19 protein-coding genes and 1 tRNA gene are annotated in these 18,128 nt (G+C 70.7%); 7 read left to right on the plus strand and 13 right to left on the minus strand.

Going from position 1 to position 18,128, the window contains the following annotated elements; all coding sequences use genetic code 11:
* Positions 1 to 102 precede the first annotated feature (102 nt).
* From ACFZA2_RS13690 to ACFZA2_RS13700, 3 genes are read right to left on the minus strand one after another with little or no spacing between them, the layout of a single operon-like run.
* A complete protein-coding gene (locus ACFZA2_RS13690; protein WP_391405815.1) occupies positions 103 to 1,077 on the minus strand; it encodes a DMT family transporter in 975 nt (324 codons plus the stop codon).
* A gap of 47 nt (positions 1,078 to 1,124) precedes the next feature.
* The gene (locus ACFZA2_RS13695) at positions 1,125 to 1,496 is read right to left on the minus strand and encodes a GntR family transcriptional regulator (RefSeq protein WP_391405817.1); all 372 of its coding nucleotides are present in this window, start codon (positions 1,494 to 1,496) and stop codon (positions 1,125 to 1,127) included.
* The gene (locus tag ACFZA2_RS13700; RefSeq protein ID WP_391405820.1) at positions 1,493 to 2,491 is read right to left on the minus strand and encodes a hypothetical protein; all 999 of its coding nucleotides are present in this window, start codon (positions 2,489 to 2,491) and stop codon (positions 1,493 to 1,495) included. The genes ACFZA2_RS13695 and ACFZA2_RS13700 overlap by 4 nt, the downstream gene beginning before the upstream one ends.
* Positions 2,492 to 2,724: 233 nt before the next feature.
* Here ACFZA2_RS13700 and ACFZA2_RS13705 point away from each other — a divergent pair, with 233 nt between their 5' ends.
* From ACFZA2_RS13705 to ACFZA2_RS13715, 3 genes are all read left to right on the plus strand, one after another.
* Positions 2,725 to 4,614 (plus strand): amylosucrase, encoded by a 1,890-nt coding sequence (locus tag ACFZA2_RS13705; protein ID WP_391405823.1) that lies wholly within the window; start codon positions 2,725 to 2,727, stop codon positions 4,612 to 4,614.
* A 14-nt stretch (positions 4,615 to 4,628) separates the two neighbouring features.
* The gene (locus ACFZA2_RS13710) at positions 4,629 to 4,910 is read left to right on the plus strand and encodes a hypothetical protein (protein ID WP_391405826.1); all 282 of its coding nucleotides are present in this window, start codon (positions 4,629 to 4,631) and stop codon (positions 4,908 to 4,910) included.
* 72 nt (positions 4,911 to 4,982) lie between these two features.
* A complete protein-coding gene (locus tag ACFZA2_RS13715) occupies positions 4,983 to 5,456 on the plus strand; it encodes a nucleoside deaminase (RefSeq protein ID WP_391405829.1) in 474 nt (157 codons plus the stop codon).
* A 43-nt stretch (positions 5,457 to 5,499) separates the two neighbouring features.
* Here ACFZA2_RS13715 and ACFZA2_RS13720 read toward each other — a convergent pair.
* The 3 genes from ACFZA2_RS13720 to ACFZA2_RS13730 form a co-directional block, all read right to left on the minus strand.
* A tRNA-Thr gene (locus tag ACFZA2_RS13720) sits at positions 5,500 to 5,572 on the minus strand.
* 48 nt (positions 5,573 to 5,620) lie between these two features.
* Positions 5,621 to 5,995 carry a hypothetical protein gene (locus ACFZA2_RS13725; protein ID WP_391405832.1) on the minus strand — a complete coding sequence of 125 codons (375 nt, stop codon included), beginning with the start codon at positions 5,993 to 5,995 and terminating at the stop codon, positions 5,621 to 5,623.
* 56 nt (positions 5,996 to 6,051) lie between these two features.
* Positions 6,052 to 7,005, minus strand: coding sequence for a DsbA family protein (locus tag ACFZA2_RS13730; protein WP_391405835.1), 954 nt, complete (start codon positions 7,003 to 7,005; stop codon positions 6,052 to 6,054).
* A 213-nt stretch (positions 7,006 to 7,218) separates the two neighbouring features.
* On the opposite strand from ACFZA2_RS13730, the gene ACFZA2_RS13735 reads away from it, so the two are divergent.
* Positions 7,219 to 8,322, plus strand: coding sequence for an ABC transporter ATP-binding protein (locus ACFZA2_RS13735; protein WP_391405838.1), 1,104 nt, complete (start codon positions 7,219 to 7,221; stop codon positions 8,320 to 8,322).
* 80 nt (positions 8,323 to 8,402) lie between these two features.
* Positions 8,403 to 9,725 (plus strand): DUF4032 domain-containing protein, encoded by a 1,323-nt coding sequence (locus ACFZA2_RS13740; RefSeq protein WP_391405841.1) that lies wholly within the window; start codon positions 8,403 to 8,405, stop codon positions 9,723 to 9,725.
* Between the two features lie 187 nt (positions 9,726 to 9,912).
* On the opposite strand, the gene ACFZA2_RS13745 is transcribed toward ACFZA2_RS13740, so the two are convergent.
* From ACFZA2_RS13745 to cysS, 3 genes are read right to left on the minus strand one after another with little or no spacing between them, the layout of a single operon-like run.
* A complete protein-coding gene (locus ACFZA2_RS13745; protein WP_391405844.1) occupies positions 9,913 to 10,554 on the minus strand; it encodes an NAD(P)-dependent oxidoreductase in 642 nt (213 codons plus the stop codon).
* A gap of 19 nt (positions 10,555 to 10,573) precedes the next feature.
* Positions 10,574 to 11,572: a 23S rRNA (guanosine(2251)-2'-O)-methyltransferase RlmB gene (rlmB, locus tag ACFZA2_RS13750; RefSeq protein WP_391405847.1), complete on the minus strand. Its 999-nt coding sequence runs from the start codon at positions 11,570 to 11,572 to the stop codon at positions 10,574 to 10,576.
* Positions 11,565 to 12,959: a cysteine--tRNA ligase gene (cysS, locus tag ACFZA2_RS13755; RefSeq protein ID WP_391405850.1), complete on the minus strand. Its 1,395-nt coding sequence runs from the start codon at positions 12,957 to 12,959 to the stop codon at positions 11,565 to 11,567. Before cysS ends, rlmB begins: the two co-directional genes overlap by 8 nt.
* A gap of 68 nt (positions 12,960 to 13,027) precedes the next feature.
* Between cysS and ACFZA2_RS13760 the strand changes: the two genes are divergently transcribed.
* Entirely contained in the window at positions 13,028 to 13,489 is a 462-nt protein-coding gene (locus ACFZA2_RS13760; RefSeq protein WP_391405853.1) for a GNAT family N-acetyltransferase, read from the plus strand.
* 9 nt (positions 13,490 to 13,498) lie between these two features.
* On the opposite strand, the gene ispD is transcribed toward ACFZA2_RS13760, so the two are convergent.
* Positions 13,499 to 14,698 (minus strand): 2-C-methyl-D-erythritol 4-phosphate cytidylyltransferase, encoded by a 1,200-nt coding sequence (ispD, locus tag ACFZA2_RS13765; RefSeq protein ID WP_391405856.1) that lies wholly within the window; start codon positions 14,696 to 14,698, stop codon positions 13,499 to 13,501.
* 89 nt (positions 14,699 to 14,787) lie between these two features.
* The gene (locus ACFZA2_RS13770; protein ID WP_013585821.1) at positions 14,788 to 15,270 is read right to left on the minus strand and encodes a CarD family transcriptional regulator; all 483 of its coding nucleotides are present in this window, start codon (positions 15,268 to 15,270) and stop codon (positions 14,788 to 14,790) included.
* Between the two features lie 171 nt (positions 15,271 to 15,441).
* On the opposite strand from ACFZA2_RS13770, the gene ACFZA2_RS13775 reads away from it, so the two are divergent.
* Positions 15,442 to 16,005, plus strand: coding sequence for a DNA modification methylase (locus ACFZA2_RS13775; RefSeq protein WP_315994793.1), 564 nt, complete (start codon positions 15,442 to 15,444; stop codon positions 16,003 to 16,005).
* A gap of 67 nt (positions 16,006 to 16,072) precedes the next feature.
* Here ACFZA2_RS13775 and ACFZA2_RS13780 read toward each other — a convergent pair whose 3' ends face one another.
* Together ACFZA2_RS13780 and ACFZA2_RS13785 are read right to left on the minus strand one after the other, a co-directional pair.
* Complete coding sequence (locus ACFZA2_RS13780; protein ID WP_315994794.1) at positions 16,073 to 16,756, minus strand: response regulator transcription factor; 684 nt, start codon at positions 16,754 to 16,756, stop codon at positions 16,073 to 16,075.
* Complete coding sequence (locus ACFZA2_RS13785; protein ID WP_391405860.1) at positions 16,753 to 17,967, minus strand: sensor histidine kinase; 1,215 nt, start codon at positions 17,965 to 17,967, stop codon at positions 16,753 to 16,755. Before ACFZA2_RS13785 ends, ACFZA2_RS13780 begins: the two co-directional genes overlap by 4 nt.
* Positions 17,968 to 18,128 lie beyond the last annotated feature (161 nt).

Genomic DNA, 18,128 nt, shown 5'->3' on the forward strand with positions numbered 1-18,128 from the left:
GGCGGCGTCGTCGTGTCTCCGGCGGGGCATGAACGCGCCGCGGGCGCGCGGCGTGAGCGGCGCGAACGGCCGACGTGTCGGGCCGCGTCCGGGGGAACGCTCCTAGCGGCTCCGGCGCCTCCACGGCACGGCGGCCACGGCGACCCCGGCGATCGCCACGGCCGCAGCGAGAAGCGCCACCGGGGTGGCGGGCGCGGCGGGAGCGGGCCAGAGGGCGTCGAGCAGCACCGAGGTGGTGAGCAGGCCGACCACCGACCCGAGACCCAGCAGCAGCACGCCCGTGCGGCGCACGACCACCGCCGACAGGAAGATGTAGACCACGCCGACGGCCCCGCCGACGTAGAGCCACGGTTCCGTCGGCACGGCGCGGGGAGCGCCCACGACGCCGACGTGCACGAACGCGGCCACGAGCAGCACCACGGTGCCGCCGATGAAATTCACCAGCGTCGCCGTCAGCGGACTCTCCACGCGCACGCGCAGTCGCCCGTTCGTCCCCTGCTGCCAGGCGACGCCCGCTCCGGCGATCGCCGGAACGATGAGCATCCAGAGCGGCACACCGCCGATGGCATCCCCCGACAGGCACACCACGACCCCGGCGATCGCCAGGAGCGCGCCGATGACGCGTCGCACCGTGACGGGCACGACGCCCGCCGGCCCGAAGCCGACGCGGTCCAGCACGAGCCCCCCGGTGGTCTGCCCGGCGACGAAACCGACCGTGAAGAGGGCGACTCCGATGGTCGCCACCGTCAGCCCCTGACTCGCGACGGTGAACGCTCCCGCAAGACCGCCCAGCAGCGTCCACGCGGGGATCGTTCGCGATCGGATGCCGGAAACGAGGCGCTCGAATCCGCGGCGACCCTGCGGAACCAGGGCCGACAGCGCGATGAGGATGACCAGCCCCGACCCGAACGAGATCGCGGCCGCGACGAACCCGTCACCGATCTCCGCCCCGAGCGTGCCGTTGATGCGGGCCTGGAGGGCCGTGAGGGCGCCGATGAGCACCGCTCCGGCGACGGCGAGGCCGACCGATCCGCGCTCCGCCACCGCTCTCCCCTCGTTCCCCCGCTCGGGGGCCACGGTCGATCGTAGGGGACGGCCGGTCGCGGCCGACGCGCGCCGATAGGTCACGCGGAACGGACGTCCTCCGACATGGTGCGCAACACGTCGATCAGCGTCTCGAGATCGACCCCCTCCGCCGCCGCCGCATCGGCGATCGACCGGAGGCGTCGCGCGAGATCGGCCGAGAGCGCGGCCACCCCGGGGGCGACCCGGGTTCCCGATCCCACCCTGCTCACGGTGAGACCGTCGGCCTCGAGGGCGCGATACGCCTTCTGCACCGTTCCCGGCGCCACACCGAAGTCGACGGCGGCTTGACGCACCGTCGGCAGCTTCTCCCCGGCGCCGAGCCGCCCCGAGACGATCAGCCCGCGGAAGAAGCGGTGGAGGTCATCGGTCGAGGCGGGCTCGACGACGTCGTCCGGAGTCGGAGTCCTCACGCCGCGCTCCCCGCGGTCCGGGCGAGGCGCCGGCCGGGCACGACGAGCTCGCTCGCGCGGATGACGAGGAGCGCGAGCACCACGATCCCGCTGATCTCGAGCACGGGCGCGAGCATCCCGCCGAGAACGATGAGATCCTCGTGCGGGACGGAGACGTTCACGGTCTCCCCGCTGTCGGCGAACGTCATCGACGTGAGGACGGCCGCCCGCGCCATGCGCAGCAGACCCGCCAGCGCCAGGAGCGTCGCCGCGAGAGCGACGGCGACCAGCCCGCGGGCCGTCATCGCGCGTCGAGAGCTCTCCTCGTCCCACCCGAGGCCCCCACGGAAGGGACGGACGCTGTTCCGATGCAGCGCGAAGACGGTCGCCGCGATCACGAGCACGAGGGCCGAGATCGTGGGGATGCCGTAGGCCCACCCGGGAAAGGGCAGAACGACGGGTGCGTACGCGGTGTTGGGGGCGTCCAAGGCGACGTGAGCGCTGACCCCCGGTTCGAGCGACATCGCCGTGGTCCCGAACACCACGACGATCGCCCCGGTGAGGGCGGCGAGCGCGACGAGCGCGACGAGTTCGCGACGCGGCCCGAAGGTCGTCCAGGTGCGCCGCGTCACCGAGAGGGCATCGACCGCGCGCCGCGCCCCTCCGGCACGCAGCGATGCGCCCAGGACGACGAGGCCGCCGGTTGCGATGAGAGGAGCGACGGCGAACCGCCACCACGACACGGTCGCCGACATGTCGAAGACGTACCCGCGCAGGACGATGTCGGCGAGCCACGCCGCGCCCACCATGAGGGCGAGCGCGCCGAGCGCGACGCGTTCGCGATCGGCGCCGGCGCCGGACGCCCCGCCCGGTCGCCGCCGGACGCGAGCGACGATGAGGGCGAGGACGACGGCTCCGGCGGCGCACACCACCGGAGACGACGCCAGCCCCCACCCGATCTCGGCCGGCGACGCCTGCCACAGCCTGCTCGCGATGCTTGCGATCTCGCCCATCATCGTGCGCCCACCTTTCGTATCTTTCCACTGGCACAATTTGTACCACACAGACGGAACAAAAGGGGTCAACTCGGGCCCCCGTCCGGATCACTCGCCCCTCCCTTCGCCGCGGGTACGCCGCCCCCAACCGCCCGTGTTTTGAAGAGGATGTACCGCGCACCCCGGCATCCGTGCCGAGATCGAGACCACGTCGTTGTCGCCCCCATCCCCTCCGATGCGTCAGGATTTCCCCCGTGACACAGCTCCGAGGCACCTCCCACGACGTCTCCGCGATCCTCGCCGACCTCGCCGCCGACCAGGTCGATCGCGAGTTCCTGGCGAACGCCGAGGTGCATCTCCCCCGCCTCCACGACCTGTTCGCCCAGCTCTACGGCGACCGCGCCGACGGCTTCGAGCGTCTGGCGTCCATGGTCGACCTCGCCCGACGTTCCTGGGCGGCGCGTCCCGCCGACCTCAAAGCACTCGACCGCGCGCGAGAGAGCGAGCCGGAGTGGTTCGAGAGCGAGCGCATGGTCGGAGGGGTCTGCTACGTCGACCGGTACGCCGGGGGACTCAGCGGCATCCGCGACTCCATCCCGTATTTCCGCGAGCTCGGCCTGACCTACCTGCACCTCATGCCGCTGTTCGAGAGCCCCGAGGGCAACAGCGACGGCGGCTACGCGGTCTCGAGCTATCGCCGCGTCAACCCGAAGCTCGGCACGATGGCCGATCTCGCCGAACTCGCCGCCGACCTGCGCCGGGCCGGTATCTCGCTCGTCGTCGACTTCATCTTCAACCACACCAGCAACGAGCACCGCTGGGCGCAGAAGGCCGTCGCGGGCGAGCGCGGGTACGAGGACTTCTACCTCATCTTCCCCGACCGCGAGATGCCCGACGCGTACGAGCGCACCACTCGCGAGATCTTCCCCGACGACCACCCGGGCTCGTTCGTGCAGCTCGACGACGGCCGGTGGATCTGGGCGACCTTCTACCACTTCCAGTGGGACCTGAACTACGCCAACCCCGCCGTCTTCGAGGCCATGGCCGGCGAGATGCTGTTCCTGGCGAACCAGGGTGTGGAGATCCTGCGGATGGATGCCGTGGCCTTCATCTGGAAGCGCCTCGGCACCACGTGCGAGTCCCTGCCCGAGGCGCATCTGCTGCTGCAGGCGTTCAACGCGGTGCTGCGGATGGCCGCTCCCGGCCTGCTGTTCAAGTCGGAGGCGATCGTGCACCCCGACGAGGTCGTGTCGTACATCTCCCCCGACGAATGCCAGATCTCCTACAACCCCCTGCAGATGGCGCTGACCTGGGAGGCGCAAGCCACCCGAGACGGACGCCTCCTCCAGCAGGCCCTCGAGCGCCGCCACGCCCTGCCCGCGGGCACGGCCTGGGTCAACTACGTACGCAGCCACGACGACATCGGGTGGACCTTCGCCGATGAGGATGCCGCCGAGCTCGGGATCGACGGCCACCCGCATCGCCGCTTCCTCAACGACTTCTACGTCGGCCGAGCCGAGGGCACCTTCGCCCGCGGCGTGCCGTTCCAGGAGAACCCCCGCACGGGCGACGCCCGCGTCACCGGCACCACGGCATCCCTCGCCGGGATCGAGGCGGGCGACGCCGGTGGCGAGGACCGCGTCATCCTCGCGCACGCGCTGGCCCTGTCCACCGGCGGCATCCCGCTGCTCTACCTCGGCGACGAGGTGGCCCAGCTCAACGACTACGGCTATTCCGACCGCCCGGAGGAGGCGGGCGACAGTCGATGGGTGCACCGCCCCTTCCGTCCCGCGCAGAACTACGCGGACCGGAGGGATGCCGACACCCCGGCCGGACGCGTGTTCGCCCGTCTCACGCGCCTGCTCGACGTCCGCCGCGCGACCCCGGAGTTCTCCGGCAACGAGCTGATCGCCTTCGACGCCCACGTCCCCTCCGTCGTCGCCTTCCTCCGCCCGGGCGACGACGGATTCGCCGTCCTCGTCCTCGCCAACGTCGCCGACTCGGCCGTCGAGATCGACGCGCTGACCCTGTCGGGCATGGCGCCCGAGGCGCTGGACCTCGTCTCGTCCGCGCCGATCTGGTTGGGAGCCGGTGTGACCCTCGGTGCGCACGGGACCCGGTGGCTGCGCGTGCGGCCGCGCTGACGAACAACGCGTTCATGAGCTCCGAAGCCGCCCCGCCCCGCAACCACGTCCGCCATGTCGTGGCGTTGCTCGCCGGGGTGGCGGCGATGGCGAGCGTCGTGTGGGCGCCGGTCGGTCTCGTGGGAGACCTCATCATGCTCGTCGTCGGCGTCGCGGCACTCCTCTTCGCCGGGGAGGCGGGTACCCGCCCCGGCCCCCTGCGCGCCCTCGCCATCGCCGGTGCACTGCTCGCGGGGCTGGTCACGGTCGCCGCGGGGGGCGTCTTCCTCGTGGCGCTCGCGAACGCCCTGTCGTGAGCCGGCGCTAGCACGGTTCTCCCCCGCCGCCCAGCCCCGGACCCCGGACGACCGGACGCCTAACGTCGAGCCATGAACCACCAGGAGCTGTCCGCCCTCACCGTCTCGCGCGCGCAGGAGAACGTCGATGCCGGAGGCAAGCCCTTCGCGTGTCTCATCGTCAAGGACGGCGAGATCGTCGTCGAGGCGGTCAATCACGTCGCCCAGGACGGCGACCCGACCGCGCACGCCGAGATCCGCGCCATCCGCGCGGCCGCCGAGAAGGGCATCCGCGACCTGGCCGGTCACGACATGTACGTCACGGCCTATCCGTGCCCGATGTGCCTGGGCGCCGTGTATTACGCCCAGCCGGACCGTCTCTTCTTCGCCGTCACGCGCGAGCAGGAGGGCGAGCACTACGAGGACGGCAACCGGCTCATGACGCTGGCGTCGTTCTACGACGAGTACACGAAGGCTCCCGAGGACCGTGCGCTGCCCGCCGAGCAGATCGAGGTGGATGACGCGACGGCGCCGTTCCGGGAGTGGACCGCGCGTCACGGATCCTGAGCCCCGCGGCGTCGGCCGGCGTCCCTCATCGTCACGGGCGACGTGCCGGCTACAGGACTTGAACCTGCAACCCCCGTATTACAAGTACGGTGCGCTACCAATTGCGCCAAGCCGGCGTGAGGCGCTCAGCGCCTCGGCGATCGAGTCTACGACGCGCGACGACCTCAGTCGTGCCGCCCGCTCTGGCGATCCCACTCCAGCGATTTGAACTGCAGGAAGGAGCAGAGATTGCCGGCGATGACCAATTCGGCGGCGAGGCTCGCCATGTCATGGGGGCTGAGCGTGAGGTCATCGGGGCGCGCGGTGAGCGTCGCCTCCCAGAGGGGGTCGTCGTAGCCGCGCGGCTGCATGTAGATCGACGCCTTGGTGTTGCGGAGGTTCATGACCACCAGCCCGGTGTCCTGACCGTCGGCATCTTCCTGGTCGACGACCTTGATGGTGCCGGCCACGGCGTGACCCTGGGTGAGGAACTCTTCGACCCACACCGCCAACTGACCACGGGATCGCCGCGGCGGGGAGTCCTCGAGCTCGTCGTCCATGTCACCAGAATCTCATACGTCGGTCATGCCACACATGCGGCGTCGCCGCGACGCGATCAACCCGCGGGAGTCGCCGAGGGGGTGGGCGTCGGAGTGGCCGTGGAGTAGTACGCGTTGCTGTCGACGGTGAGCACGAACTGCGCGAACTCCTTCGCGTCGTCCATGTTGCCGACGTACTCCGTGCCGTTCACGAGCACCGTCGGAGTCGCGGTGAGCGCGTGACCGTCGGTACCCGGCAGGCCCTTGATGGCGCGGTCGGTCGCGGCCTTCGCCCACGAGGTGTACGTCTCGTCTTCGATGCAGTCGCGCACGGTCGCCACGTCACTGACGCCAGCGCCCTGGGCCATGTCGGCGAGCTGCTGGTCGCTGTAGCCGTCGGAGTCCACCGCGGGCTGGTTGGTCAGCAGCTCGTGGTTGAAGGCGAAGAAACGGTCCGAGGCGTGGGTCGCGACGCACGCCGCTGCGCCCGCGGCCCGCAGGCTGTACTTCGTGCCGTTCGACTTCGACGTGAGCATGGCGACCGGGTAGTAGGTGAGGGTCGCCGCGCCGTCGTCGACCCACTTCGACAGCTGGGTCGCGTTGGCCGCCTGGAACTCGTGCGCCTCGGTCGACATGTAATCGACGTACACGCGGATGTCGACCGGAGCGGCCGTTCCGGTCGGTTCCGGAGTCGCGGCGGGCGAGGGGGCGGCATCCGTCGACATCGTCGCAGCGCTGCCGTCGACGGTCTGATCGGCGAGGGGGTCGGCGACGCCCGTCGCGGAGGTCACGATGAAACCGTCGTCGGTCGCGGTGTCGGGCAGGGCCTGCGAGCGCGCCTCGCGCGAGTTCAGCGCGGCGGAGACCCCGACCGCACCCACGGCTATCACCGCGACGGCCCCGACGCCCAGCAGCGATCGGCGCACGATGCGCCAGCGCGTCTGCTTCGCCTTGACCTGCTGCGCCTTCTCACGCACCGCCTCGCGACGGTCGCGTTCGGCGGGAACGTTCGGGGACTGGTCGTGGGACATGAAACCTTCCGGGCATAAACGTCTGCCGCATGAAATCGGGGGGAACGCGCGGGTGGAGCGAACGATCAACGATGCTAACGAGGCTGGCTGAGAAATGACCAGACACGTGCGATACTGACCCTGCGTCCACTGTCGGGCGCACGGGGTCGCCCCCGTTCATTCCATTCACTACGGATCGTCCGGCACGTACCTGCCGGTGAAGGAGAAGAAAACATGGCGTCCGTCACCTTCGACAACGCAACCCGTCTGTACCCGGGCGGCACCCGCCCCGCGGTCGACAAGCTGAACCTCGACGTCGCAGACGGCGAGTTCCTCGTCCTCGTCGGTCCCTCGGGCTGCGGGAAGTCCACCTCGCTGCGCATGCTCGCCGGCCTCGAAGAGGTCAACTCGGGTCGTATCCTCATCGGCGACCGCGACGTCACCGACGTGCCCCCGAAGGACCGCGACATCGCGATGGTCTTCCAGAACTACGCGCTGTACCCCCACATGACCGTCGCCGAGAACATGGGCTTCGCGCTCAAGATCGCCGGCGTCGGCAAGGAGGAGCGCGCCGCGCGCGTCCTCGAGGCCGCCAAGCTCCTCGACCTCGAGCAGTACCTCACCCGCAAGCCCAAGGCCCTCTCGGGTGGTCAGCGTCAGCGCGTCGCCATGGGCCGCGCGATCGTTCGCCAGCCCCAGGTCTTCCTCATGGACGAGCCGCTGTCGAACCTCGACGCCAAGCTCCGCGTCCAGACGCGCACCCAGATCGCCTCGCTCCAGCGTCGCCTCGGGGTCACCACGGTCTACGTCACCCACGACCAGACCGAGGCCCTCACCATGGGCGACCGCATCGCGGTCCTCAAGGACGGCCTGCTCCAGCAGGTCGGCACGCCGCGCGACCTGTACGAGACCCCGAAGAACGTCTTCGTGGCCGGCTTCATCGGCTCGCCCGCGATGAACCTCTTCACCGCCGACCTCGCCGAGGGTGGCGTGCGCTTCGGCGACCTCGTCGTCCCCGTGGAGGCCGACGTCATCGGCAAGGCGCACGGCTCCGAGGTCACCGTCGGTGTGCGTCCCGAGGACATCCAGGTCGCCCCGGCCGACGGCCGCGGCCTCTCGGTCGTCGTCGACCTCGTCGAGGAGCTCGGTGCCGACGGCTACCTCTACGGCCACACCGACATCAACGGCAAGCGCACCGACCTGGTCGCGCGCGTCGACGGTCGTCGTCACCCCAACGCGGGCGAGACGGTCGTGCTGGCCCCGGTTCCCGGACACGTCCACGTGTTCGACCTCGAGTCGGGCGAGCGCCTGACCGACCGGGCCATCGCCTCCGCCTGACCCTCGCACCGACGCGGCGCGTCCTCGTTCCCGACCTCGTCGGGTCGAGGGCGCGCCGCACCGTTTTCCCGGAGGTACCCGTGTCCGAATCGCTCAGCATCACGGCCAGCACCGTCGACCCGGGCCTTCTTCAGCTGCCGTGGTCGACCAGCCTCGCCGATTGGCCGAGCAGCCACATCGTCGCGCTGCCGAAGGGCATCTCGCGTCACCTCGTGCGCTTCGCGAACCTCTCCGGTCGCGTCGTGGCCATCAAGGAGACGACCGAGGAGATGGCCCGTCGCGAGTACGACATGCTCGGCAACCTCGACCGCCTCGACGCCCCGTGCGTCGATCGCGTCGCGGTGATCGCGGGCCGCACCGACGCCTCGGGGCGCCCCCTGCCCGCGGCCCTGGTCACCGCGCACCTTAAGTTCTCGCTCCCCTATCGCGCGCTCTTCACGCAGGTCCTGCGCCCTCACACCGCGACGCGCCTCGTCGACGCCCTGGCCGTCCTCCTCGTGCGGCTGCACAACGTGGGCTTCTACTGGGGCGACGTGTCGCTGTCGAACACCCTGTTCCGGCGCGACGCGGGCGAGTTCGCCGCCTACCTCGTCGACGCCGAGACCGGCGAACTCCACGGCAACCGCCTGAGCCCGGGTCAGCGGGCGCACGACCTCGACATCGCACGCACCAACATCGCCGGCGAGATCATGGACCTCGAAGCCGGCGGGCGCCTGGAGGGCGGGGTGGACGCCGTCGCCATCGCCGACGGTCTGGTCGCCTCGTATCACTCGCTGTGGGGCGCCCTCACCGACAAGGAGACCTTCGCGGTCGACGAGTCGTGGCGCATCACCGAGCGCGTGCACCGCCTGAACGCCCTGGGCTTCGACATCGGCGAGATGTCCATCCGCACCGCCAGCGACGGCACGCAGGTGTCGATCCAGCCGAAGGTCGTGGACGCCGGGCACCACCAACGCCGTCTCCTGCGGCTGACGGGTCTCGATGTCGAGGAGAACCAGGCCCGCCGTCTGCTCAACGACCTCGACGAGTTCCGCGCGCGCGTCTCGCGCCTCGGCGCCGACGAGGAGATGGTCGCCCACGAGTGGCTGACGCGCGTCTTCGAGCCGATCGTCATGGCGATCCCCTGGGATCTGCGCGCCAAGCTCGAGCCCGCTGAGGTGTTCCACCAGGTGCTGGAGCACCGCTGGTACATGTCGCAGGCGCGGGGCCGCTCCGTTCCCCTCGCCGAGGTCGTCAGCTCCTACATCGACGACGTCCTGCGCCACCGCCGCGACGAGGCGACCGTCATGGGCCCGCCGACCGACACCATGTCGCTTCCGACGGTGTCCGACGCCGACGCTCCGGCGACGGGCGAGGTCCCGACCACCGACACCGACCTCGTCGACTGGCGCGACCTGGTCTGAGACGCGGCGGTGTCGCACGCATCCCCCGCCGCCGAGGGCACGCGATCGCGTCGAGCTCACAGTGTCTGACGCACCACCTCGTCATCCCCGTGTCATTTCGCGCATAGGGCGGCACCCCGGCGGAACGACCGAGGCCGTGGCATCCGGAATCAGGATCCGGATGCCACGGCCTCGGTGGTCTGCGGTCTCAGTACCCGACGGTGAAGCGCTCCCGCGAGTGCGCGGGGTTCTCGATCTCGTCGAGCACAGCCACCGCGAAGTCGGCCCCGCCGATGAAGGAGTCGCCCTTGTCGTCGACGACGAGCACGTCGCCGCCGTCGCGGTAGGAGCCGGTGCGCTCCCCCGGCGCCCACGAGCCGAAGCCGCCCGCGGGGTGCACGTAGAACCAGTCGCGCCCGGTGTCGTCGGCCTGCAGGTCCTCGAGGATGCCGATGGCCTCACGTGCCTCGGGCTTGTACTCCTCGGCGAAGCCCTCGGTGTCGATCAGGCGCGGGCCGCCCTCGGCGACCAACGATCCACCGGCACCGCCGACCACGCCCACGCGGACGTTCTCGGGCAGAGCCGTGACGAGTTCGGCGATGGCGGGGCGGAGCTTGCCCTCCATGTCGCCGCGGGGGGCGGCGGCCGACACGACCACGTCGACGCCCTCGAGCTGGGCGACGAGACCGGGGACGTCGAGAACGGTGCCCTCGAGGTAGGTGGCCCCCTCGACGCGCTCGGTGGGGACCGAGCGGGCGATGGAGACGACGGTGTGACCGCGGCGGACGGCCTCGGTCACGATGTGGCTGCCGGCGTAGCCGGTGCCTCCGATGACGGCGATGCGGGGCATGAGCGTTCCTCTCGACGGGTCAGACGGTGCCGCGCAGCGTCGACACCTGGTACAGGGCGACGGATGCGGCGATACCGGCGTTCAGCGATTCGGTGGCGGCGGAGATGGGGATGGAGACGACCTGGTCGCACGTCTCGGTGACCAGGCGCGACAGGCCCTTACCCTCCGAGCCGACGACGATCACGACGGGACGGTCGGCGAGTTCGAGGTCGGGCAGCGACACGTCGCCGTCGCCGTCGAGGCCGAGGACGAAGACACCCTGCTTCTTGAACTCCTTCAGCGTCGCCGTGAGATTCGCGGCGAGGGCGACCGGGATGCGGGCGGCGGCTCCCGCGCTCGTCTTCCACGCGGCGGAGTTGACGCTCGCCGAACGACGCTGCGGGATGATCAGTCCCTGGCCGCCGAACGCGCCCGTCGAGCGGATGATCGCGCCGAGGTTGCGGGGGTCGGTCACTCCGTCGAGCGCCACGAGCAGCGGCACCTCGCCGCGGTCGATGATCTTCTCGAGCAGATCCTGCGGGTGCGCGTACGCGTACGGCGGCACCTTCAGGGCGACGCCCTGGTGCACGCCGTCGAAGCCGGCCATGCGGTCGAGCTCGGGTCGGGTGACCTCGAGCACGGGGATGCCGCGGTTGGTGGCGATCGACAGCATCTCCTTGACGCGGTCGTCCATCTCGACGCGCTGGGCGATGTACATCGCCGTCGCGGGGATCTTCGCCCGCAGCGCCTCGAGCACCGAGTTGCGGCCGGTGACCGTCTCGGTGTCGTCGGCGGCCTTGGGGCTCTTGCGGTTGGGGTTGCCGCCCACCGCGCGCACACCGGGGCGCCCCTTCCCGCCCGCTGCGGCGTAACGCTCTTCGGCGGCCTTGCGCTTGCCGGCGGGGTGCCAGGCGCGGTCCTCGGCCTTCGGGGTCGGGCCGCGCCCCTCGAGCGCCTTGCGGGAGTGCCCGCCGGTGCCCTTGAGAGGGCCCTTCTTCTTGCCGGGGTTGCGTGCTCCCGGGCGTCCTGGCTTAGGCATCGATACTCCAATTGGTTCCGGCCGGAGTGTCCTCCAGCGTGATTCCGGCGGCGGCGACGGCATCGCGGATGCGGTCGGCGGCTGCCCAGTCCTTGTCGGCGCGAGCGCGGGCGCGCTGCGCGATCATCTCGTTCACGAGAGCGTCGAGGGTCGCGTCGACCGACCCCGTCGCCCCGGTCGGCTCCTCGGCATCCAGCCCCAGGATGCCGAGCATCGCCGCCACCGCGCGGTGAGCGGCGACGGCGGTCTCGAGGTCTCCCCCGTCGATGGCCGCATTGCCGGCGCGCACGGTCTCGTGCAGGGTCGCGATCGCCTGCGGTACACCGAGGTCGTCGTCCATCGCCGCCGCGAAGTCCGCCGGCACCTCGCCGGGCACCACGACGAGCGGGTCGGCCGCGGCGGCACGCAGAACGCGCTGGCGGAAGGTCGAGATCCGCTCCAGCGCGCTCGCCGCTTCAGAGAACGCCTTGTCCGACACGTCGAGGCTCGAGCGGTAGTGCGCCGCCGCGAGGGCGTACCGCACGACCCGGGGGTCGTGTGCGGCGAGCACGTCGGCGGCCAGGGTGAAGTTGCCGAGCGACTTCGACATCTTCTGCCCGTCGACGGTGACCAGGCCGTTGTGCACCCAGTACCGCGCGAAGGCGTCGCCCGCGGCGGTCGACTGGGCGATCTCGTTCTCGTGGTGCGGGAAGCGCAGATCGAGGCCCCCGCCGTGGATGTCGAACTCGGGCCCGAGATAGCGGCGCGACATTGCCGAGCACTCGATGTGCCACCCGGGCCGTCCCGCACCCCACGGCGACGACCAGGTCGCCGAGGCGGGCTCGCCGTGCTTCGCGCCCTTCCACAGCGCGAAATCGTGCGGGTCGCGCTTACCCCGGGGATCCGCGTCGGCGGCGGGTTCCATGGCATCCAGGCTCTGCCGCGTCAGCTCGCCGTAGGCGGGCCACGAGCGCACATCGAAGTAGACGTCTCCCGAGGCGGCGTAGGCGTGCCCGCGCTCGATGAGCTCGGCGATGAGCTCCTGCATCTGCGTCACCGAGGCGGTCGCCCGCGGCTCGTACGTCGGGGGCAGGATGCCGACGGCGGCATAGGCCCGGGTGAACTCGAGCTCCATGCGGTACGCGAGCGCCCACCACGGCTCCTCGTCCGTGGCGTGGGCGAGCACCTTGTCATCGATGTCGGTGACGTTGCGCACGAAGGTGACGCGCCCGAAACGGTGCTCGAGCCAGCGGCGGAGCAGATCGAACGCGAGGGCGGCGCGCACATGGCCGATGTGCGGACCGGACTGCACGGTCGGTCCGCAGACGTAGAGGGTCACGTTCGAGGGGTCGAGAGGGACGAAGTCGCGCAGAGCCTGCGCTTTCGTGTCATACAGCCGAACGGTCACCCTCTCAGCCTACCGGCCGCCCCTGCGCGCGACCCGTGCCGGAAACACGCCCCGACTAGGGTGCCGGAGTGCCTCTGCTGATCCGTCCCGATGACCTCTCCTCCGATGCCACGCGCGCCCTGGCCGCCGCGCACCTCGCGGGGATGCTCGAGAACACCCCCGCCGAGAGCGTGCACGCCCTCGACCTCGACGGCCTCACCGCCGACGGCATCACGGTGTGGTCGGCGTGGGTCGACGACGAGCTCGCGGGAATCGGCGCGTGCAAAGACCTGGGCGATGACCGGGCGGAACTGAAATCGATGCGCGTGGTCGACGCCTTCCTCGGGCAGGGCATCGGTCGTGCGATCCTCCGACACATCGTCGAGGACGCCCACGAGCGCGGCATCCGCAGCCTCTGGCTCGAGACGGGCAGTACCGATGACTTCCTCCCCGCGCGTCGGCTGTATGCCAGTGAAGGGTTCGAGGAGTGCCCGGCGTTCCCGCCCTACGCCCCCGACCCGCTGTCGACGTTCATGACACGACGCCTCTGAGACGCGCGCTCAGGCGGGGACCACGAGCGCCGTCGCGAAGGCAGCCACACCTTCGCTGCGCCCGGTGAAGCCGAGACCGTCGGTGGTCGTCGCGCTGACGGAGACCGGGGCGCCCACCGCGGCGGAGAGGATCCGTTCCGCCTCGACGCGTCGCGCGGCGAAGCGCGGCCGATTCGCCTGCACCTGCACCGACACGTTGCCCACCCGCCACCCGGCGGCGGAGAGCAGCCCGACGGTGTGCGAGAGGAAGGCATCGGCGTGGGCGCCGGCGAACTCGGGCCGGTCCGTCCCGAAGTGCGTTCCGATGTCGCCGAGCCCCGCGGCGGCGAGCAGGGCATCGACGATCGCGTGGGCGACCGCGTCCCCGTCGGAATGCCCGGAGAGGGCCACCTCACCGGGCCACTCGAGTCCCGCGAGCCACAACGCGCCCTCTCCGCCGAACGCGTGGACGTCGGTCCCGACGCCCACTCGGGGCCCCCGCGGAGCCGGCGTCGCCGCGGCGACGGGCGACGGTCGCCCGGAGAGGAGCGCCCGAGCACGGTCGAGATCGGGGGCCGTCGTGATCTTGAACGCCACCGCGTCCCCCTCCACCGTCGCGACCGGGTGACCGGCGGACGCCACGGCCGCGGCGTCATCGGTGTGATCCGCGTCCGCGTCCCGCAGCGCAGCCTCGAGCACGTCACGACGGAAGCCCTGGGGTGTCTGCGCCGCGGCCAGCTCGGAACGATCGACCGCAGCGACCACGCGGCCGTCGGCGTCGACGCGCTTGATGGTGTCGACCACCGGCACGGTCGGAATGACGGCGACGGATCCCGCGTCGATCGCGGTCACGACCCGATCGAACACCGCGGGCGGCGTGAGCGCGCGGGCTGCGTCGTGGACGAGAACGATCTCCACATCGGCCCACAGCGCAGCGAGCCCGGCGGAAACGGACTCCTGTCGCGTCTTGCCGCCCGTCACGATCGTGACGAGGTCGGCGCGTTCCCCGGCGGCGTCGCGCGCGTCGGTGAGGGCTTCGCCCTCGAACCCCTGAGGAATGACGACGACCACCTGCGCCGGCTCGGCCGCGAAGACGCCCACGAGACAGTGGTGCAGGATGCTGCGCTCGTCGAGGCCGACGAAGGCCTTGGGCGCTCCGCCCTTCAGGCGGGTGCCGGAACCGGCGGCGACGACGATGACCGCGAGACGCGGAACCGGAGTGAGAGTCACCCGTTCACGCTAGCGCGGCCGTGCGCGCGCAGCGGCCGCGACGACGATCGGCGCGCGCCCGGGAAGGACGCGCGCCGATGTCGATGTCGTCAGGACGCGAGGACCTCGTCGAGCACGACGCTCGCACGGTCTTCGTCGGTCTTCTCGGCCAGAGCGAGCTCGGACACGAGGATCTGGCGCGCCTTGGCGAGCATGCGCTTCTCGCCCGCGGACAGGCCGCGGTCCTGGTCGCGACGCCACAGGTCGCGCACGACCTCGCTGACCTTGATCACGTCGCCCGACGCGAGCTTCTCGAGGTTCGCCTTGTAGCGACGCGACCAGTTGGTCGGCTCCTCGGTGAAAGGCGCGCGCAGCACGTCGAAGACGCGGTCGAGACCTTCCTTGCCGATCACGTCACGGACGCCGACGAGGTCGACGTTGTCGGCAGGGACCTCGATGACGAGGTCTCCCTGGGTGACGTTGAGCTTCAGGTACTTCTTCGTCTCGCCCTTGATAACGCGTTCTTTGACCTCGATGATCGTGGCCGCGCCATGGTGCGGGTAAACGACGGTCTCGCCAACCTCAAAAAGCATGGAGTTATGTCCTTTCGGCAACATCCAGGATACCACAGGCCCGCATGCGCTAAGGTTCCGCCCACCGTGACGCCTCTCGCTCTCTGCGCGCGCGAGGCCGAAGCAGGACCGGGGCGCCGCCGTGGACCGCGTAGGATGATTCCGATGTCGTCTGCCGTTCTTGGAGGATCCGTGAAAACGCGCCTGATCGCGTCCATCGCCGTGGGTGCCGCTGTCGTGCTGGGCACGACGGGGTGCAACCTCATCGCACCGCAGGCGACCACCATCGACTATTCCGCCTCCGACGGCGTGAACGTCCCGGCCGCCGCCGGTCCGCTGCACGTGCGCAACGCGCTCATCGTCGCCGACGAAGAGGGCACGACCGGCAACCTCGTCGCGGCGATCGTCAACGACACCACCGACTCGCTCACGCTCCGCGTCGAGGTCGGAGAGGGATCCTCGGCCGTGAAGTCGACCGTGATCGTGCCGGCCAACCGCACCGTCAGCCTGGGCGACCTCACCAGCGACACCGAGCCGCTCCGTCTCGACGGCATCGACGCGATGCCCGGCACCACGGTCCCCGTCTACTTCCAGTCCGGCGACGGCGAAGGCTCGCTCATGCAGGTGCCCGTGCTCGACGGCGCCCTCGAGTACCTCTCCCCCCTCGCCCCGACGCCGACGCCGTCCTTCTCGGTCACGCCGATCCCGGTCATGCCGACCGTGACGCCGTCGCCCTCCGCGACCCCCGCGTCCTGACGCGAACGACGAAGGCGCCGACGGTTCTCCGTCGGCGCCTTCGTCGTTCGCGGGGGCGGGTCGAGCGTCAGGCCTCGAAGCGGTAACCGAGACCGCGCACCGTGACGAGCATGCTGGGCTCGCTGGGGTTCTGCTCGATACGCGAGCGGATGCGCTTGATGTGCACGTCGAGCGTCTTGGTGTCGCCGAAGTAGTCGGTCCCCCAGACGCGGTCGATGAGCTGACCGCGCGTGAGCACGCGTCCGGCGTTGCGCATGAGCACCTCCAGGAGCTCGAACTCCTTGAGGGGGATGCTGATCTCGCTCCCGTCCACCGCGACCGTGTGACGGTCGATGTCGAGCACCACCCGTCCGCCCGAGAGCACACGGTCGTCGAGATCGGCGTCATCGGGGGTGCGGCGCCGCAGCACGGCCCGCATCCGCGCGAGGAGCTCGCGCGTGGAATAGGGCTTCGTGACGTAGTCGTCGGCGCCGAGCTCCAACCCCACCACGATGTCGACCTCGGAGTCCTTCGCGGTCAGCATGATGATCGGCACCTGAGAGGTCAGGCGCAACTGCCGGCACACCTCCGTCCCCGGCATCCCGGGGAGCATGAGGTCGAGCAGCAGGATGTCCGCTCCGCGCTCGCGGAAGGCCGCCAGAGCGAGCGCGCCGTCTTCGGCGATCTCGACCTCGTATCCTTCGCGGCGCAGCAGGTAGGCCAGCGGGTCGGCGAGGTCGGGCTCGTCCTCGACGATCAGAACGCGGGTCATGCGGTGTCTCCCTTCACGGGTGAGGCGATCGCTGCGGTGGCCTTTCGACCCTTGCGACGCGGTTTGGAACGGACGCTGTCGAGATCGGGCGTCTCCGACAGCGGAAGGCGGATGGTGAACGTCGACCCGCGGGAGGGCCGGGACCACAGGCGCACCTCGCCGCCGTGCCGCTGCACCGCGTGCTTCACGATGGACAGGCCGAGACCCGTTCCCCCGGTGCGTCGCGAGCGGGCCTGGTCGGCGCGGTAGAAGCGTTCGAACACTCGGTGCTGGTCACTCTCGGGGATGCCGATCCCCCGGTCGGTGACGGCGATCTCCACGACGCCGTCGTCGAGCTTGACCCCGACGCCCACCTTCGAGCCCTCCGGTGAGTACGCGATCGCGTTGGCGACGAGGTTGCCGAGCGCCTCGGTGAGGATCTGCGGCTCCCCGCGCACCCACAAGCCCTTCGTGCCGCCGCGGACCACCGTCACCTGCGCGGCGTCCGCCTGCACCGTGTTGGCCTCGACCGCGGCGGTCACGACCTCGTCGATCGACACGTCGCGCACGTCGCGCAGCTCGTCGGCCGCCTGCAGGCGCGACAGGCTCAGGATGCGATTGACGAGCGCGCTCAACCGGGTCACCTCGGCCTGCAGACGCACGGAGAAGTGCCGCACCTGTGCGGGATCGTCGGCGGCGGACTCGATGGCCTCAGCGAGCAGGCTCACCGCGCCGACGGGCGTCTTCAACTCGTGGCTGGTGTTGGCGACGAAGTCTCGCCGCATCTCCTCGACGCGCTCGCGCTCGGTGATGTCGCGCAGCACCAGCAGCGTCAGGCGTCCCGAGATGGGGGTGGCGCGCACCGCGACCAGCCGGGGTTCGGCGGGGGCGGCACCTCGGCGCAGACGCAGGTTCTCGGCGATACCGGCGCCTGTGTCGCGGGCCACGCGGGCGACACGCTTGAGCTCGTCGCTGGCGATCACCTCGCCGACCTGGACTCCGAACACCTCGGCCGCCGGCGAGAGCGCCAGCACCGTCGAGGAGGTGTCGCACACGAAGGCGGGGTCGTCCATCGCATCCAGCATGGCCTCCACGCCCTCCGGAACCTCGGTCGAGGTCTGAGCCAGAGTGCGGTTCCGGGCGCGGATGGCTCCGGCGATGAGGCCGACCACCGCGGCCCCGATCAGCAGGCCTGCCAGGAGCGCGAGCAGCGAGAGCTGCGGTTGTTCCATATCCACAGCGTAAAGGGGTGGATGCGACGTCACCCGCCGTTCACCCCTGCCCGGGCCCGGGCAGCGGCTACTATTCACTGTCACAGCACCACTCGTTAACCTTCGCTGGGAAGAATCCCCGAGGGTTGCGGGACACCCATGTGCCGTGCCGCCGACGAGGA

The organism is Microbacterium sp. NPDC007973, from assembly GCF_042958465.1.
Taxonomy (GTDB): Bacteria; Actinomycetota; Actinomycetes; order Actinomycetales; family Microbacteriaceae; genus Microbacterium; species Microbacterium galbum.

Excerpts from the sequence above, each read along its gene's own strand:
- ACFZA2_RS13700 (WP_391405820.1), bottom strand. The coding sequence starts at position 2,491 with ATGATGGGCGAGATCGCAAGCATCGCGAGCAGGCTGTGGCAGGCGTCG.
- ACFZA2_RS13710 (WP_391405826.1), top strand. The coding sequence starts at position 4,629 with ATGAGCTCCGAAGCCGCCCCGCCCCGCAACCACGTCCGCCATGTCGTG.
- ACFZA2_RS13715 (WP_391405829.1), top strand. The coding sequence starts at position 4,983 with ATGAACCACCAGGAGCTGTCCGCCCTCACCGTCTCGCGCGCGCAGGAG.
- ACFZA2_RS13725 (WP_391405832.1), bottom strand. The coding sequence starts at position 5,995 with ATGGACGACGAGCTCGAGGACTCCCCGCCGCGGCGATCCCGTGGTCAG.
- ACFZA2_RS13730 (WP_391405835.1), bottom strand. The coding sequence starts at position 7,005 with ATGTCCCACGACCAGTCCCCGAACGTTCCCGCCGAACGCGACCGTCGC.
- ACFZA2_RS13735 (WP_391405838.1), top strand. The coding sequence starts at position 7,219 with ATGGCGTCCGTCACCTTCGACAACGCAACCCGTCTGTACCCGGGCGGC.
- ACFZA2_RS13745 (WP_391405844.1), bottom strand. The coding sequence starts at position 10,554 with ATGCCCCGCATCGCCGTCATCGGAGGCACCGGCTACGCCGGCAGCCAC.
- rlmB (WP_391405847.1), bottom strand. The coding sequence starts at position 11,572 with ATGCCTAAGCCAGGACGCCCGGGAGCACGCAACCCCGGCAAGAAGAAG.
- ACFZA2_RS13770 (WP_013585821.1), bottom strand. The coding sequence starts at position 15,270 with ATGCTTTTTGAGGTTGGCGAGACCGTCGTTTACCCGCACCATGGCGCG.
- ACFZA2_RS13780 (WP_315994794.1), bottom strand. The coding sequence starts at position 16,756 with ATGACCCGCGTTCTGATCGTCGAGGACGAGCCCGACCTCGCCGACCCG.
- ACFZA2_RS13785 (WP_391405860.1), bottom strand. The coding sequence starts at position 17,967 with ATGGAACAACCGCAGCTCTCGCTGCTCGCGCTCCTGGCAGGCCTGCTG.